This window comes from Nonomuraea jiangxiensis (assembly GCF_900099965.1).
GTDB lineage: Bacteria > Actinomycetota > Actinomycetes > Streptosporangiales > Streptosporangiaceae > Nonomuraea > Nonomuraea jiangxiensis.
Map to the genome: position 1 here is coordinate 50641 of NZ_FNDJ01000008.1, position 15555 is coordinate 66195.

Sequence of the window (15555 nt, forward strand, 5' to 3'; positions counted from 1 at the left end):
TATTGGAGAGTGTTGTGGGCAAGGGCATTCGCAGGCGAGGTTTGGGTGCCCGGCATGAGGATCGGAGGCGGCAGATCGCGGAGGCGCTGCTGACGATCATCAACCGCCACGGACTCGACGCGGTGAGCCTGCGTGACGTCGCGGCCGAGGCGGAGGTCTCGCTGGGGGCCGTACAGCACTATTTCCGCAGCAAGGACGAGATGCTGCTGTTCGCCCTGGACTACATCAGCGAGCGCGGAACCGAGAGGGTACAGCAGAGCCTCGGCCTGGGAGGGAAGCCGCCGCGCGCCGTGCTGCGCGACATCCTGGCCGAACTGGTGCCCACCGACGACCAGCGCCGCGCCGAACTGCGCATCGCAACCGCGTTCACCGCCCGCTCGCTGGTAAGCCCGAAACTGGCCGAACACCTGCGCGCGGGCTACGACGCCCTATACGAAGTGCTCGTCCTGCTCATCCGTCACGCCCAAGACGCCGGCGAGGTATCCGCCGACCTGGATCCCGAACAGGCGGCGGCAGCGCTGTTCGCGCTGGCCGATGGCCTCGGCACGCATGTCCTCATCGGGCACGGCAGCCCGGAGACGGCACTGGCCGTTCTGGACGAGCACCTCGACCGGCTCTTCTCCACCACGCCCTGAGCCCTTGCGGATGCCGACATCGCAGTCATCCATCAGGTCGGTGACGAGCTGCTGGATTCCGCCGTCCTCATCGTCCAGGTCGTCGACGACCTCGCCCCACGCCGGGGCATCCCTTCCGCCATCTGCGCATCCCTGGAAAGATCAGTCAAAGGGGACAGGACCGCGCAGCCAGGCCGGGCACGACGGACGATTCGCCAGATGTCTGAATTCGGTGAGGACTCGCGGCCTGGCATTCCAAGCTCGGACGAAGTGAGCCCCGTCGCTGGCGCGACAGGTTGCGGAATGCATCCGCAGGGCGCTCCGGGGTCGGCCGCCGGTGCAGGCGGGATTTCGGTCGGGAGCCGTGGGCGCTACCGCAGTTGGTCGCGGCGGCGTGTCAGGGCGGCGGTCTCGGCGGTGTTGCCCGCCAGGTCGATGGCTTTGTCGTAGGCCGCGCGCGACTCCCGGCCTCGGCCCAGCCGGCGCAGCAGGTCGGCGCGGGTGGCGTGGTAGGCGTGATAGCCGGCCAACCTGGGCTCAAGACGGTCGACGGCCGCCAGTGCCACCTCCGGGCCGTCGAGCTCTGCGACCGCGATGGCCCGGTTGAGGGCGATGATCGGCGAGGGGTCGAGGCGGACGAGCTGGTCGTAGAGGGCGAGGACCTGCGACCAGTCGGTGTCGCGCATGTCGCGGGCGGAGGTGTGCACGGCGTTGATCGCCGCGAGAATCTGGTAGCGACCCGGAGCCACCCCGGCGGCGGCAGCGGCGAGGCGCTCGCGCACCAGCCGGTGACCCTCGGCGATCAGCGCCGCGTCCCAGGCCCCACGGTCCTGCTCGTCGAGAGCGACCAGTTCGCCGCCGGCCGAGACCCGGGCGGGGCGGCGGGCCTCGGTGAGGAGCATCAGCGCCAGCAGCCCGGCCGCCTCACCGTCGTCCGGCAGGAGGGCACGGATCAGGCGAGTGAGCCGGATCGCCTCGGCGGTCAGCTCGTGCCGTACGGGATCGGTGTCGGGGCCGGTAGCCAGGTAGCCCTCGTTGAAGACCAGGTAGAGAACGGCGAGGACGCCGGAGACCCGCGCCGGCAGATCCTCCGCCGAAGGCACCCGATAGGGGATGCGGGCCGCCTTGATCTTGGCCTTCGCACGGGTGATCCGCTGCCCCATGGCGCTCTCGGCCACCAGGAAGGCGCGGGCGATCTCGGGCATGGTCAGGCCGGCGACCATGCGCAGCGTCAGCGCCACGCGAGCCTCCATCGCCAGCGCCGGGTGACAGCAGGTGAAGATCAGCCGAAGCCGGTCGTCGTCGATGGCGCCGAGAGGCTCGGGCGGGTCGTCGTATGACATCTGAGCCTTCCTGTGCTTGTCGTCGCGCTTGTTCTCGCGCCTGATCCGGTCGATGGCCTGGCGGTTGGCGGTGGTGGTCAGCCAGGCACCCGGGTTCGGGGGCACGCCGTCGGCCGGCCACCGCTGGACGGCGGTCGCGAACGCCTCGGCCGCCGCCTCCTCGGCGATGTCGAGGTCACCGAAGCGCCTGGTCAGGGAGGCGACCACCCGGGCCCACTCCTCACGGTGGGCCTGGGCGATCGCCTCATGGACGTCGATCCTGTTCACCGGAACGGCCGCACCTCGACCTTCCGGTTGCAGGCCTTCGACCCCTCGGCTGCCAGCTTGAGCGCCACGTCGAGGTCGGCTGCCTCGATGATCCAGAAGCCGGCGAGGTACTCCTTGGACTCCAGAAAGGGCCCGTCGGTGACCATCGCCTCCCCAGCCCGGTTGTCGATGACGGTGGCCGTGTCGGGCGAGGCGAGGCCGCCGGCGAAGACCCAGTGGCCATCGGTCTGGAGCCGGTCATTGAACACGTCGATCGCGGCGTCCTCGTCCGGAGTGGCGAGGCCGGCCTGGTCGTGGATCACGGAAATCAGGTACTGCATCTGAGGATCATCTCCTGTGGTGTCAAGACAGTGTGGTGTGCCGGTCAGGCTTCAGTCGGCGCGTACTGCGGGCGCCCGGCAGGCCGGTAGACCTGGATCGTCACGCCCTTCGAGTCGATTCGCGACTCGACCAGGTCGAGCGCAAGATCCGGGCCGGTCTCCGGGAACAATCGCGCGCCCTGGCCGAGAATCACCGGGACCACTATCAGAGTCATCTCGTCGACCAGATCGTTCTCCAGCAGCCACCGGGTCAGGGTGCCGCTGCCGTGCACCTGCAACTCACCCCCTGGCTTGGCCTTCAGGTCCGCGATGGCGGTCGCGAGGTCGTCGGACAGGACGGTGGTGCCCGACCACGCAGGATCGGCGAGTGTGGTCGATGCCACGTACTTGGGCCGGGTGTTCAACGCCCGCACGACGGGCTCCCAGCCAGGGGCATCCTGGACCGTCCAGGACCCCCACGAGCCGGCGAACAGCTCGTAGGTCCGCCGGCCGAGCAGGAACGCGTCGGCGCGCTGGTAGGTCTGGTTGATGAACGCGTGGATCTCGTTGTCGCCCTTGCCCAGGGCCCAGCCGCCGCGCTCGAATCCGTTCCTGCGGTCCTCATCCGACGCGCCGCCGTTTCCCTGCATGACTCCATCGATGGTGACCTGAGTCATGGTCGTCAGCTTCATGATCGCGATTCCTCAACCTCGGCGCCGCCCCCTTACGGGCGGCCTCACCCCTGCTACGAACACCACCGCCCCGATCCGACACCCCCTCCCGGATTTCTTTGAAGAACTTTCCGGGACGCCGGTCGTCAGCGATCCGGCAACGCGACAGTTTCGCGGCGACCGCGCTCCACTTCCTCAAGCGCGCCCAGCGGACGAGCTCGTGGACGAGATCGATCGCGAAGATCCTGACCAGCGGTGGCGGGCGTCGAAAGCCTCGGGCGCGAGGCGACCTCACCGACCTGAGCCGCCGTCACCGGCGCTGGAAGATCAGAGCGGGAGCCACCTGACCAGGCCGGGCGCCACGTGGAACAGCTGTCGGCATCGGTGTCGTTCTGGCGCATCGTCAGCGATGCCGCTGCCGGTAGTCCTTGGGGTTGAGGCCGTACGTCGCGCGGAAGGCACGGGAGAAGCCGGTCACGTCGCGAAAGCCCCAGCGGAGGGCCGTGGCGCGGATCGGACGCCCCGCGAGCGCGGGGTCCAAGAGATCACGCCGGCAGCGGTCCAGCCGCCACGCCCGGATGCGCCCGGCGACGGTGTCCTCCTCGGACTCGAACAACCGGTGCAGGGTGCGGAGGGACATGTGGTGGGCGGCGGCGATTCCCGCCGGGGAGAGCGCGGGGTCGGCCAGGTGCGCCTGGATGTAGGCGTAGATCCGGAGCAGCATGGACTGCCGTCCGGCCTCCTCGGATATGGTCGTCACCTCATCGAGCTGGTGCGCCAGGAACGCGGTGATCAGGTCCGTCAGGACGGTGCCGAGCCGGCCCAGATCGGCCTGGCCGTATGACTGCGTGCTCCTGCTCAGGGTGAGCAGGAAACCCGACAGGAGTGAGCCGATCCCCTCGCGGCCGGAGAACGCGGTGGCCGCCAGCTGCTCCACCTTCCGGTGGGCGATCGGCAGCAGCGTTCCGGGGAAGGTCAACATCAGCCCGCGCGAGTTCTCCGTGGGGTTCAGACCGGTTTCGAAGTGGAAGGGTCTGGAGGTGTGATACAGCACCAGATCCGACGGCCGTAGCACAGCACGCCTTCCGTTCTGCTCAATGGCGGAGTGCCCGTATGTGTTGACCAGCAAGTGGAACATCTCCGGGTCGGACTGGCGGATCATCGCCGCCGTCCGCCGCCCCCTGCAGGCGGAGACCGCCTGCGTGGACAGATGCACGGCACCCAGATCCATGACGTCGACTACCGCGCGGAAGCGGGCACGGTCGTCACAGGTGGCCCTCACGGGTGCGACCGTTCGCGACACGTGCTCAAGCCAGCGCTCGAAACGCTCCGCCACCGGCAGATCATCGGTGGACATCACTATCGCCACTTACCTGTCCGTCCCTGGACGGGGAGCGGGCTCCGCCCCCGCTTGTGGCCGGGGTAAGGGTGGCACTACCAGGTGCCTCGGCGAGCAGATCCCGTGGGGTAGCTCTGTTCTATGTGAACGCAGCCAGCGTGTCATGGCGCTCCCCGTGTCTTTGGTGCTTGGGGCGGTCGTTCGCCGGACGCGACAGCCGGGGCTGGATGTCGCGGGACATCGATATGCTGCGGCGCACCGCCACAGATTCCTCACAGGTTCGCCATCAGGTGACGAGGAGACGGTGCCTGGTCGGGTCGGCATCGGACGCCGTGGCCACCTGCGGCGTCGGCCCTCGTCGCGGGGGCGGGATCGTCAGCCGGTCAGCCGGCCGCGAATCCGGTCGGCGTCCGGGTGCCGCAGGTCATCCAGGATGGCGATCGCCGCGCGCCAGGCGGCCTGTGCCAATGAGGGCGAACCGGCAGCCTGGTGCGTGTCACCGAGGTGGGTGAGCACATCTGCCTCGTTGTAGCGATCACCGGCCTGTTGGAACAGGCGAAGGCCGTGTTCGTAGGACTCCACCGCTTCGCCGTACCGTCCCAGGTTGTGGTAGGCGAAGCCGAGGCTGTCCCGAATGCCGGCTTCCGCGTAGGCGTCTCCCAGCCGCTGGCAGAGCACCAGCGCCTGATCGCAGTGAGAAAGGGCCTCTTCGTACCGGCCGAGGAGCCCGTGGTTCCAGCCGACCGCGTTGAGCGCCATGGCCTGGCCGCGCCCGTCCTCTCTCTGCCGGAAGAGTTCCAGGCTCAGCGACGCCTGTTCGATGGCGAGTTCGTACTGCTTCTGGAACTCGTATACCCGTGCCAGCCCGAGCCGGACGACGGCCGCGCCGCCACGGTCCCCGATGCCGTCGTACATGGCGATCGCCTGCTCGTAGTGGTGGGCCGCCTGTTCCTGGTCGCCCACCATGGTGCATGCCCGGGCGCACAGCCGATGGGACAGGGCCTGACGGACGAGGTCGCCCGCCCGGGCGGCCTGCTCCAGGACGGTCTCCTGCATCGCGATCTGGTCCTGCAACAGCCCCTGCCGGGTGCAGAACGTCGCCAGCGCCCACGCCAATCGCCAGGCGGCGACTTCGAAGCCGTCTCCAGCCGTGAGGACCGCCGCCAGTAGCCCCTGGTATTCCGTCACGAACCAGTCGAACGCCTCCGAACGGTCCGGGGATGGGATCAGGACCACCCCGGCGCGCGGTGGGTCCAGTGCGATCGGCTCCCGCTGGGGGTCCAGCTTCAACGCCGCCGCACAGGCGAGGTGCACGTAATGGTCCAGCAGCCGGTGCCGCGCCTCCCGGAGATCGGATTCTGAGTCGAGGACGCGGGCCTGCTCACCAGCATAGGCCCGCAGCAGATCATGGAAGGTGTATCGGCCAGGTACGTGCTCCACGAGAAGGCTCGCACGGGTGAGCTCGCCCAAGAGCGACTGCGTGGTCCGCAACGGGAGCCCGGCGAGGCTGGCCGCGGCCGTGGCGGAGATGTCAGGGCCGGGAGCGGTCCCCAGTAACCGGAACAGGCGCGCCGCCGATGCGTCCAGAGCGCCGTACGACCAGGAGAACACGGCGCGCGGGTCACTTACCGGGTCGTCCACCGCCAAGGCGTCCAGCCGATCGCGGCCCTCCAGCAGTTCGCGGTGCACCTCGGCGATGGAGAACCGCGGGTGCGCCGCCGCACGCCCAGCCACGATCGCCAAGGCGAGGGGCAATCGGGCGCAGGCGCCGGCCACGGCCTCCACCGTGTCCTGGTCGCGATCAGCTCGCTCGGCGCCCAGCCGTGCCGTGAGGAAGTCGACGGCCTCGCCCTCGGTGAACACGTCCAGCATCACCGGCTTCGCGCCATGGGTGGCGAGTAGCCCGTCGAGTTGGCGACGGCTGGTGACCACGGCACGGCAGCCGGCCGAACCCGGCAGCAGCGGCCGGACCTGCTCGGCATCCCGTGCGTTGTCGAGGATCACCAGGATGCGCCGATCGACCACGATGCTGCGATACAGGGCCATCCGGCCGTCCAGGTCCATCGGGATGTGCCGCGCGGGAACATGCAGCGCTTCCAGAAATCCACGCAGCGCTTCGGCGGGTGACACGGGCGTACCGGCCGGGTCGAAGCCGCGCAGGTTCGTGTAGAGCTGGCCGTCAGGAAAGTGGTCGCGGGACTTGTGCGCCCAGTGCAGCGCCAGGGCCGTCTTGCCGACGCCGGGCGCACCCCAGATCAGGCAGACGTACGGCGACGCGCCATCGCGTGACTTGGGCAGTATGCTGTCGAGCTGCCGGAAATGACTCGCTCTGCCGACGAACAGGCTCGGGGCGACGGGCAGTTGGGCCGGCTTGATGGCGGTGATCGCCGGTACGGACTCCTCAGACAGACTGGCCCGCCGCTGACGCGACAACTCGTCACCGGCGCCGCCACCGCGAAGCAATCTTTCGTGCAGCCGCTGCAGTTCGGCCCCGGGCTCCACCCCGAGCTGCTCGATGAGCTGACGTCGCGTGCGCCGGAACACGTCCAGCGCCTCCGCATGCCGTCCACTCCCATGCAGAGCCATCATCAGCAAGCCCCGCAGCCGCTCACGGAAGGGCTGTGCGATCACCAGGCCCTCAAGTTCGGAGACCACATCGGCGTGCCGGTCGAGGGCCAGGTCCAACTCGATGCGCCGCTCCAGGATGGCCAGCCGCCGCTCCTCCAGGTGATCGGCGACGGTCCGCAGGTGCAGCGAGTCCAGACCGTCCAGCGCCGGGCCGCGCCACAGCCCAAGAGCTTGCCTAAGCAGCACACCGGCCTCCTCCGGGCGGCCGGAACCAGCCAGCACCTCGGCCTGTGTCACCATGCTGTCCATACGTTGGAGATCAAGCTGCCCGTCGGCCACACTCATCAGGTAGCCTGACCCCTTCGGCACCAGCGGATCGTCTCCATCGCCCGCCGCACGCAGCAGGCGCCGCAAGCTCGACGCACGGTTCTGCGCCTGGGCCCGCGCGGTCGCCGGCGCGTGGTCTCCCCACGTCGCCTCGATCAATTGCTGGGTGGACACCACCCGGTTCGCGTTGAGGAGCAGAACCGCCAGCACACAGCGCGTGCGTTCGCCACCCAGGGCCAGTTCGCCATGGTCCGTTCGTACCTCCACCGGACCCAGCAACCCGTACATCATGGATCACCATTCTCACGGATCCACGGCGTGTACTCGCCCTCGCTCGGCATCGCCCCGGTAAGTGCCTGCCTCCGTGGCCGTGCAGCCCGAGAAGATTGTCGAAGCCGCCCTCAGCCATCGCCCCATCGCGTTGTGAGCGCGAGCCAGGAGCCTTGAGTCCTACGGCGACGGGAGCCCACCGCGCTTCTCATGGGCTTGGGGTCCTCTCAGTGCTCGGGGTGGGGGCCTGAACCGCCGGTAGTGGCGTGATGACGTTGTTCACCAGCACTGTCGTGGCGGTCGTCGCGATGGCGATGGCGACTGTGGCCAGCGGGGCGGCCAGGGCTCGGATCGAGCGGATGTTCCTGATGCGCACCCAGGGCTCCCCGGCCAACGCCATCAGCCGCCACTCCCACCACAGCCCCAGCCCGATGGTGACGACCGCGATGTTGCCCGCTCCCACGAGTACGCCTATCAGCGCCTCCTCGGATGTGGGCGGTGGCGTCTCGGCCAGGTTCGGATCCTCGGTCATGGCCATCGCGAGTGTCCTGACATAAAGCGGTAGCTCGGTAAGAAGGGCCGCGACCAGCAGGGCAAGGCTTTTCGTGATGGGGCCGGCGCCGCGTACCCGGGAATAGAAGTAGCCGAACACCATGCACAGCGCGGGCAGGGACAGCAGCGTGAATATCCCGCCCACGAACTGCAGTCCGTCTCCCCGCCAGGTTTCGGCCGACTCGGCGACCCGCACCGTCGAGTACGGCAGCGAGAGCAGCGTGCCCGCCGCCAGCGCCACCAGCCCGTTCTGCCAGGGTGTGCGTCCGGCCAGGGTGGAGAGCGCGAAATCCGAGTCGACAGGACCGGCGCTCTCGTCGGCTGCGCGTTCCAGCGACGTGCGCTGCTCCTTGAAGGCGGACAGTGACGTTTCCTGCCGTTGCCGTAACAGGTCTGTCAAGGTGGCGCGGATGTGGCGTCGCCTGAGCAGGTCCCGGACGAGAATCCGGTGCTCGGCCTGGGAGACCTGCGTGGGCGGGGCCGTACCGGACAGGAGCCAGGCGAGGGCGGCCCACGCGACGAGAGGCATCACGAGGTGGAACGAGATGTCGCCGGCCAGCGGCCAGTGGAGCACCATGAGGTAGAGCACGGCGGTGTACCAGGCTGTCGCGGTCGTCAGGGCGGCCGCGGTCCGGCCGATCCGCTGCACGCGGACGATCAGCATCGCGAACGCCAGCAGTATCACGCCGTAGAACAGGCCGCTGACGATGGTGTTGTCGTAGTCGAAGGAGCCGGTATCGTGCCAGACCCAGGCCCCCAGGATCCATTCCTCCGGCCACATCGCGTACATCAGGACGCCCAGGCTCACTGGTACGACCGCCACGCACCAGATCCCCGTCCTCGGCGTCCATCCATGGTTCGCTTCGACGCCCCAGCCGAAGGCCAGGGTGGCTCCGGCCACGGCCAGTAACAGCTGCCACACGGCAATGCCGGGAGCGATTCCGGTGAGAAGGGCCCGTGCTGCCAGCAGGACGCCGGACCCCAGCACCAGGAACGCCACGGCGGGCAGCGCCCGCCGCCACCAGGGAACCGCGGCGGCCACGGCGGTGAGGCCCGCCGCGGCGGCCAACCACCAGGCGGCAGCCGCCTGTCCGGACACGACCACCAGCCCCCAGATCGAGAGCGTCACGCCTGCCATCGCCATCGCCACCGCGCCGGCCACGAGCGGGCTCTTGCTGTTCACCGCCCGCGCGGCCGACAGTAGCGACAGGAGGGGAAGCCCGACCCCCAGCAGCCCGAAAGCGGTCCAGGACGCCCATTCCGTGAGCTGACTTATCAGGAAGAACACCGCCACCGGTATGGCGAGCAGGAGCCAGTTCCGCGGGCGGCGCCACCACTGGCCACCGAGTGCGCGAGCCAGGCAGTAGACGACCGCCAGCGAGACCGCCATCCAGGCGGTCGATTCGAGCGCGCTGCCCGCCCGTCCCAGGAACTCGTAGTCGGCCCGGACGATGGGCTCCTCCTGTGGCGCGTCGTCCCTGCCCTCCTCCATACGCTCGCCGAGCTGCTGGTCGCCGATGAGGTACTCCGCCACGGCGGCGGTGCGCCCCTCTCTGACGAAGGCCGCCCGGATCGGACGGTCGCCGTCCAGCCGCAGGTAGTGCCGGTCTTGGGTCAGGGGTGGCGACCCGTGCACGCCCGCGACCATCCAGCCGGCGGCGGAGATGACGATCTCGTGTGCCGACAAGGGAGGTACGCCCTCGTCGGCGGGGGGCGAAAATTCGATGCCGACGTAGGAGTCGTCACCGCTGTGGTAGTTGCCGTACTCGACGCCGGTGAAGGTCACCACGGCCTGCCCCGAGCCGCGTTCCACCCTGATGGTCGGTGTGGTGAAAACGGTCGAAAGGACTCTGCTGTTCGCATCAGCCCCGACGGAGCCCAACCTGTTCTCGACGAACGTGGTGGCTGAGTAACCGGCGGCGCCCGCGCGCAGCGCGGTCACGACCGGGTCGTCATCGGGCAGCCGCAGCTCGTGCGTGACCGTGAGCTGGAAAACCTGCCCGCCGAGGTCGGGGGTTCGGTCGATGATGGCGAAGTCCGCGTCGGGGTGTCGTCGCCAGGCGCCCGGCCGGGCCTCGGCGAGCACGATCGTCGTGGTGGCGGTGCGCTGGGGCTTGGACGGCGAAGGCGTGGCCGCGCTGCCGATGACCGTCAGCGTCGCGGTGCCGAGCCGGGAATCTCCGTAACAGAGAACGGTCACCTCGTAGGCACCTGCCCTCAACCCTTTGCCGAGTTCGACATCGGCCTGAACGCCGTCTCCGCCGGGCGAGGACTCGTCGAGGGTCGAGGTGTCGGAGAAAGCAGCGGAACCGGCGATGGCGCCGCTGTCGGTGTGCGCGCAATGGGCGGTCACCCGTACGCTCTTCGTCCCGACCGGCACGTCCGGAGGGTCGAGTGTGACACGGACCCGGGCGGGCTCCGCTGAATCGGTGGCGGGCGTCTCCTCGGGTGCCGTGGGAAGCTCGACCGTTGTGATCAGCCACACGCCGCCGAGCAGGATCACGAAGAGGAGCGCGAGGACTGCGCGGCGACCGGATGCGCGCTCGGGCGGCGTAGGGGCCATTCCCGAATGGTCAACTCAGCTCCGGACCCGAGCAACCCCGAACGCCTTGTCAATCTTCCCTCCGCGACAACCTGAGCGCGGCAACGGCCGGCGGATCCCGATTGTCGTACCCCAGCCGGTCGATCTCATTTGTCCCGACCTGAGCCGGGCCATGCGCATGCCGGCGTCCCCTTCGGCGGGATGTTGAAGTTGATCCGGAACATGTTGCCGGGGTCGTAGACGGCCTTGAGCTCGGTCAGGCGGGTGTGGTCGCCGGGCCGGTAGGCGGTGCGGACGACGGCCGGAGCGATGTCCTCCACACCGGCGAAGTTGAGGTTCATGCCGCCGGTGCTCCAGGGACGCATGTCCGCCAGCATGCGGTCGCGCCGCTCGCGGCTCCCTGGGGCGGGCGGCGCGCCGGCGAACAGCGAGAAGGCCGCGTCCCGGCCGCCGACGCAGTTGGGAACCTCGGGCGGGCCGGCGTACGCGCCGCCGAAATGCCGCAGCTCGGCGATGAACGGCGGCTGCGCGTCCGGGCCCGCGTGGGCCACGAGCGTGTCGACCGCCTTCTTGTCGATCTCGTGCAGGAGCACGTTGCGGTCATAGGCCTCGTACGGGGCGTCGGTGGGCTCGTGGTGGATGGTGCCGACCTCGGCGTAGGGCATGTCCCGCAGCGTGTCCATCAGAGTGGGGCCGATCTCGCGCAGTGGCCGCACCAGTTCCGCACCGCCTTCGGCGCCGCTGAAGGCGATCCGCACATGGGCGACGAACCTGCCGCGCAGCGGCGCGGGCACCATGGGCAGGTCGGGGTTCTGGGCCAGGAGCACCGAGGAGGCCATCTCGCGCGGCAGCGAACGGCTCCATTCGGCGTAGACGTGGAGCACGTCGGAGGTGGCCTCGGCGGGGAAGTACAGGCCGCCGCCGTACAGCCGGGACACCGGGAACAGCTCGATCTCCATGCCGGTGACGACGCCGAAGTTGTCCTTGCCGCCGCGAACCGCCCAGAACAGGTCGGGGTCGCTGCCGGGGGTGACCTCGCGCAGACGGCCGTCGGCGGTGACCATCCGCAGCCGCCGTACGTGATCCGCGGCGAACCCGTAGCGGCGGCCGAGCAGTCCCGCGCCTCCCCCGGTCGTGTAGCCCACCGCGCCCACATTCGGACTGGAACCGTTGAGCGGGGCCAGGCCGTGCGCGGCGGCCACGTCCACGACCTGTCGCCACCGCGTACCCGCCTCGACCCAGGCGAACCTGGTTTCCGGGTTCACCTCGACACCGTTCATCCGCGCGGTGTTGATCAGCACGGCGCCGTCCGCCGCCACCGTCGGGCTGTGGCCACTGGCCAGCACGCCGACGGCCCGGCCCTGCGCCGCCGCCATCCGCACGGCGGCCACCACGTCCTGCTCGCCGGCCGCGCCGACCACGTACGCGGGCCGCGACTCCACAGCTCGGTTGAGCCCCATCCGTCCGACGTCATACTCATGCTCACCGGGTCCGAAGATCTGGCTTGGAGACACGTTCATGCAGGCCATCGTGCCCGTGCAGGAAGTGGCGGTCTTGTACGAATCAGACGTCCTGACCAGTGCCGGCGCGGGCCATGCCCGTACGAAGCGCGGCGAAGCTCACCCCTGCCCAGATCATGCGTCGGCAGACGGGATGTCGCCGCAGCACAGGGCTGCTCGATCAGACCGTTCCAGCGGAGGAGAGGCGACTGGAGCGGCGGTAGTCACGGGGCGGTTGATGCCCGCATCAATATGTTCGGCCGCTACACCTTCACCTCGCTCTTGGCCGGGGCCGGGCTGCACCCCTTGCGGGACCCCACTGCCTCCGCCGACGGCGGATGGACATGCTGGCGCCGCCAGCGGGTTAAAGTCCTTGTGCGTGGAGGACTTGTTCGGCAGCGCTGCGCCGTACTACGCCAGATACCGTCCCACGTACGGGCAAGCAGTGATCGAGCACTTGGCCAGAGCGCTCGGCGCGGACAGCCGGGTGCTGGACCTGGGCTGTGGTCCTGGAACGATCGCGATCCCGCTTGCCGGTCGGGTGAAGATGGTGCTCGCCATGGACCCGGCAGAAGAGATGCTGGCCGAGGGCCGGCGCCTGGCCGCCGACATCCCCAACATTATGTGGATACGAGGCGACTCGACGATGCTGCGCGCGCTGCCGCCGTTCGACCACGCGGTGATGGGCAGGTCATTTCACTGGATGGACCGCAGGACGGTGCTGGCGGAGCTGGATGAGCTGCTGCCGCCTGGCGGTGTGGTGGCACTGGTCGGCCCGGCCCGGCTGTCGGGAGAACCATGGCAGCCGAGCGCGCAGCCGTGGCAGCCGGTCGAGCGGAGGGTATGTGAGGACTTCGACCTCGAGATCAGTGCGGCGGCCAACTGCTACCACGCCACCGAAGAACATCACCACGACATCCTGGCCACCTCACCGTTCAGCGATCTGGAATGCCGCACGTTCAGGCGGCGGCTGGTGTGGGACGTAGAGGGATTGGTCGGGCTACAGCTCTCCTACTCTTACAGCTCACCCGCCGTACTCGGCGATCGACTGCACGCCTTCGTTGAGGCGCTGCGGAAGGCGCTGCTGGCCGACAGTCCGACAGGCCGGTGGGAGCAGAAACTGATGACTGACGTCCTGGTGGCCAGACGAAGAGGCGCGCTGCCTTCCTGTTGACCGTCGGTGGACGAGATCGGAACCGGCACCCGAGCTATCGCAGATAGTGAGCCACTATCTGCGATAGCACCGACGCCCTCCTACGGAACCACTCGCGGAGCCGCTGGTTGCCGGGCTTATCTGCGACAGCCAGGCTCGGAAGTGGTGCGCACGTCTGGCTGAAGGCCTGGCAGCGGCGCCGCGCCCGCGCGCACGATGGCGCCCCGAAAAGCCTGTTCTGCCGGCGGCACCAGGACGGCTGCGACCGGACCTTCAACCAGACGGTGGCTGCGAACGGTCGATGGCTCGTCTGCACGCTCGACAACGTACGCTGGCCGGTCCTCCGACAAGGCCCGGGGCAGATCCAGGCTCAAAGAGCGTTCGTTGTGCTCGCCGGCCGCTATGCCCTCCAGCACCCTTGACTGCCGATGAGCGCCACAGCGGACCGACTTCCGGTCGTCAAACGACCGTTATACGGACGCGCGGACGCCTGCGCCGATTCACCCCGCGGTTGATGCTGCCTCCAGCCTTGCGATGGTCAGTCGCTACTGGCCGTTCCGATCATCCTCATGGGCGGTTGGCGGGCTTGCCGAACCAGCGGGAGAGGTGGTCGTTCAGGTCCTGCTGATCGTCGCCGATCCAGGCGACGTGGCCGTCGGGGCGTAGCAGGACGCACGGAACATCCAGTGTCGCAGTGGGATCCGCGAGGTAATCGACCCGGTCTGACCAGCCGCCGACGGTCAGGCGTTCGGTACGGTCCAGCAGCAGGCCGCGGCCGTGATGCAGCAGACCGTAGAGGTTGCCCTGTTTCACGTCGATGTCGGGCAGGCGGCGGCCGAGCAGATCGGGGCCTTCGCCGAAGTCGTAGCGGATGCCGATCGCGGTGATCTTCTCGATCAGATGGCGGTTCACCTCGTCGAAGTCCATCAGTTCGGTGAGCAGCCTGCGCACGGCCTGCGGGCCCGGTTCGGTGGACAGCAGTTCCATCTGGGCGCGGGTGTTGTCCAGCACGTCCTCGGCGACCGGACGGCGTTCGGCCTGGTAGGTGTCCAGCAGTGTTTCCGGCGCCCAGCCGCGGATCTGTGCGGCCAGTTTCCAGCCGAGGTTGAATGCGTCCTGAACGCCCAGGTTGAGGCCCTGTCCGCCGATGGGTGGATGGATGTGTGCCGCATCGCCGGCCAGCAGCACCCGCCCGACCCGATAACGTTCGGCCAGCCGGGTGGTGTCCCCGAAGCGGGACAACCAGCGCGGGGAGTGCACGCCGAAATCGGTTCCGGCGATGGTGCGCAGCTGTTGTTGGAAATCCTCGAGGGTGGGCGGTTCCGCGCGATCGCTGACTCCCGCGGCGGGGACTACGACGCTGTAGACACCTTCGTCGAAGGGCCGGAGCCAGAATGGCTGATGGGTCTCGCGGATTTCGGCCACCTTGGCGGCGATCTCCTCCTGCGGAACGCCCACTTCCATCTCGCCCATCAGCGTCTCGGTCCGTGAGGGCTCGCCGGGGAAGCCGACACCGAGCAGTTTACGCACCGTACTGCGCCCGCCGTCACAGCCGACGAGATAGCGCGAACGCAGCTGTTCCCCGTCGGCCAGCTCGACGGTCACACCCTCGTCGTCCTGCTCGAAACCGGCGACCGCGCAACCGCGCCGGACCTGCGCGCCCAGTTCGATGGCATGTTCTTCCAGCAGCTGTTCGATGACCGGCTGCGGGATGCCCAGCAGATAGGCGTACGCGGAATCCAGGTCCTTGGGCGCGGGTTTGGGGATGGCGGCGAAGAAGCCGCCGGCCGGACGCTGTCTTCCGTGTTGGCGAATGCGATCCAGCAGTCCGCGCATGGCCATCAGCTCGAGACTGCGAATATGCAGACCGACTATGCGGACGAACGACTTGGGCTCGGTTTCCTTCTCCAGAACGAGTACCCGCACATTGTGCAGCCGCAGTTCGGCGGCCAGCATCGCACCGGTCGGCCCGCAGCCGGCAATGATCACATCGAAGATGAGGGGCGCGCGATCGGCGCCGGAGGCCGGCGACCAGAGAACTCGGGGGACCTCGCCCACCGTGTCGTTGGACGGCGGCTCGGCGGTGACCTGCTGAGAGTGCATTGGTGTTG

General features: G+C 68.8%; 10 protein-coding genes. 2 read left to right on the top strand and 8 right to left on the bottom strand.

The annotated features are described in order from the left end of the window. The first annotated feature begins 14 nt into the window (after positions 1–14). Entirely contained in the window at positions 15–635 is a 621-nt protein-coding gene (locus tag BLS95_RS18595; protein ID WP_143043777.1) for a TetR/AcrR family transcriptional regulator, read from the top strand. 350 nt (positions 636–985) lie between these two features. On the opposite strand, the gene BLS95_RS18600 is transcribed toward BLS95_RS18595, so the two are convergent. From BLS95_RS18600 to BLS95_RS18630, 7 genes are all read right to left on the bottom strand, one after another. Next, a complete protein-coding gene (locus BLS95_RS18600; RefSeq protein ID WP_090932884.1) occupies positions 986–2224 on the bottom strand; it encodes an RNA polymerase sigma factor in 1239 nt (412 codons plus the stop codon). Continuing rightward, positions 2221–2544, bottom strand: coding sequence for a YciI family protein (locus BLS95_RS18605; protein WP_090932886.1), 324 nt, complete (start codon positions 2542–2544; stop codon positions 2221–2223). Before BLS95_RS18605 ends, BLS95_RS18600 begins: the two co-directional genes overlap by 4 nt. Positions 2545–2588: 44 nt before the next feature. Then, positions 2589–3215, bottom strand: coding sequence for a dihydrofolate reductase family protein (locus BLS95_RS18610; RefSeq protein WP_090932888.1), 627 nt, complete (start codon positions 3213–3215; stop codon positions 2589–2591). A 382-nt stretch (positions 3216–3597) separates the two neighbouring features. Continuing rightward, a complete protein-coding gene (locus BLS95_RS18615) occupies positions 3598–4551 on the bottom strand; it encodes an AraC-like ligand-binding domain-containing protein (RefSeq protein ID WP_090932890.1) in 954 nt (317 codons plus the stop codon). 357 nt (positions 4552–4908) lie between these two features. After that, positions 4909–7719, bottom strand: coding sequence for an AfsR/SARP family transcriptional regulator (locus tag BLS95_RS18620; RefSeq protein WP_090932892.1), 2811 nt, complete (start codon positions 7717–7719; stop codon positions 4909–4911). 187 nt (positions 7720–7906) lie between these two features. Next, complete coding sequence (locus tag BLS95_RS18625; RefSeq protein ID WP_143043778.1) at positions 7907–10813, bottom strand: hypothetical protein; 2907 nt, start codon at positions 10811–10813, stop codon at positions 7907–7909. A gap of 125 nt (positions 10814–10938) precedes the next feature. After that, entirely contained in the window at positions 10939–12312 is a 1374-nt protein-coding gene (locus tag BLS95_RS18630; RefSeq protein ID WP_090932896.1) for an FAD-binding oxidoreductase, read from the bottom strand. Between the two features lie 358 nt (positions 12313–12670). On the opposite strand from BLS95_RS18630, the gene BLS95_RS18635 reads away from it, so the two are divergent. Then, positions 12671–13465: a class I SAM-dependent methyltransferase gene (locus BLS95_RS18635; protein ID WP_176993258.1), complete on the top strand. Its 795-nt coding sequence runs from the start codon at positions 12671–12673 to the stop codon at positions 13463–13465. Between the two features lie 546 nt (positions 13466–14011). On the opposite strand, the gene rox is transcribed toward BLS95_RS18635, so the two are convergent. Further along, positions 14012–15442, bottom strand: a complete 1431-nt coding sequence (gene rox, locus BLS95_RS18640; RefSeq protein ID WP_218135867.1) for a rifampin monooxygenase — start codon at positions 15440–15442, stop codon at positions 14012–14014. Positions 15443–15555 lie beyond the last annotated feature (113 nt).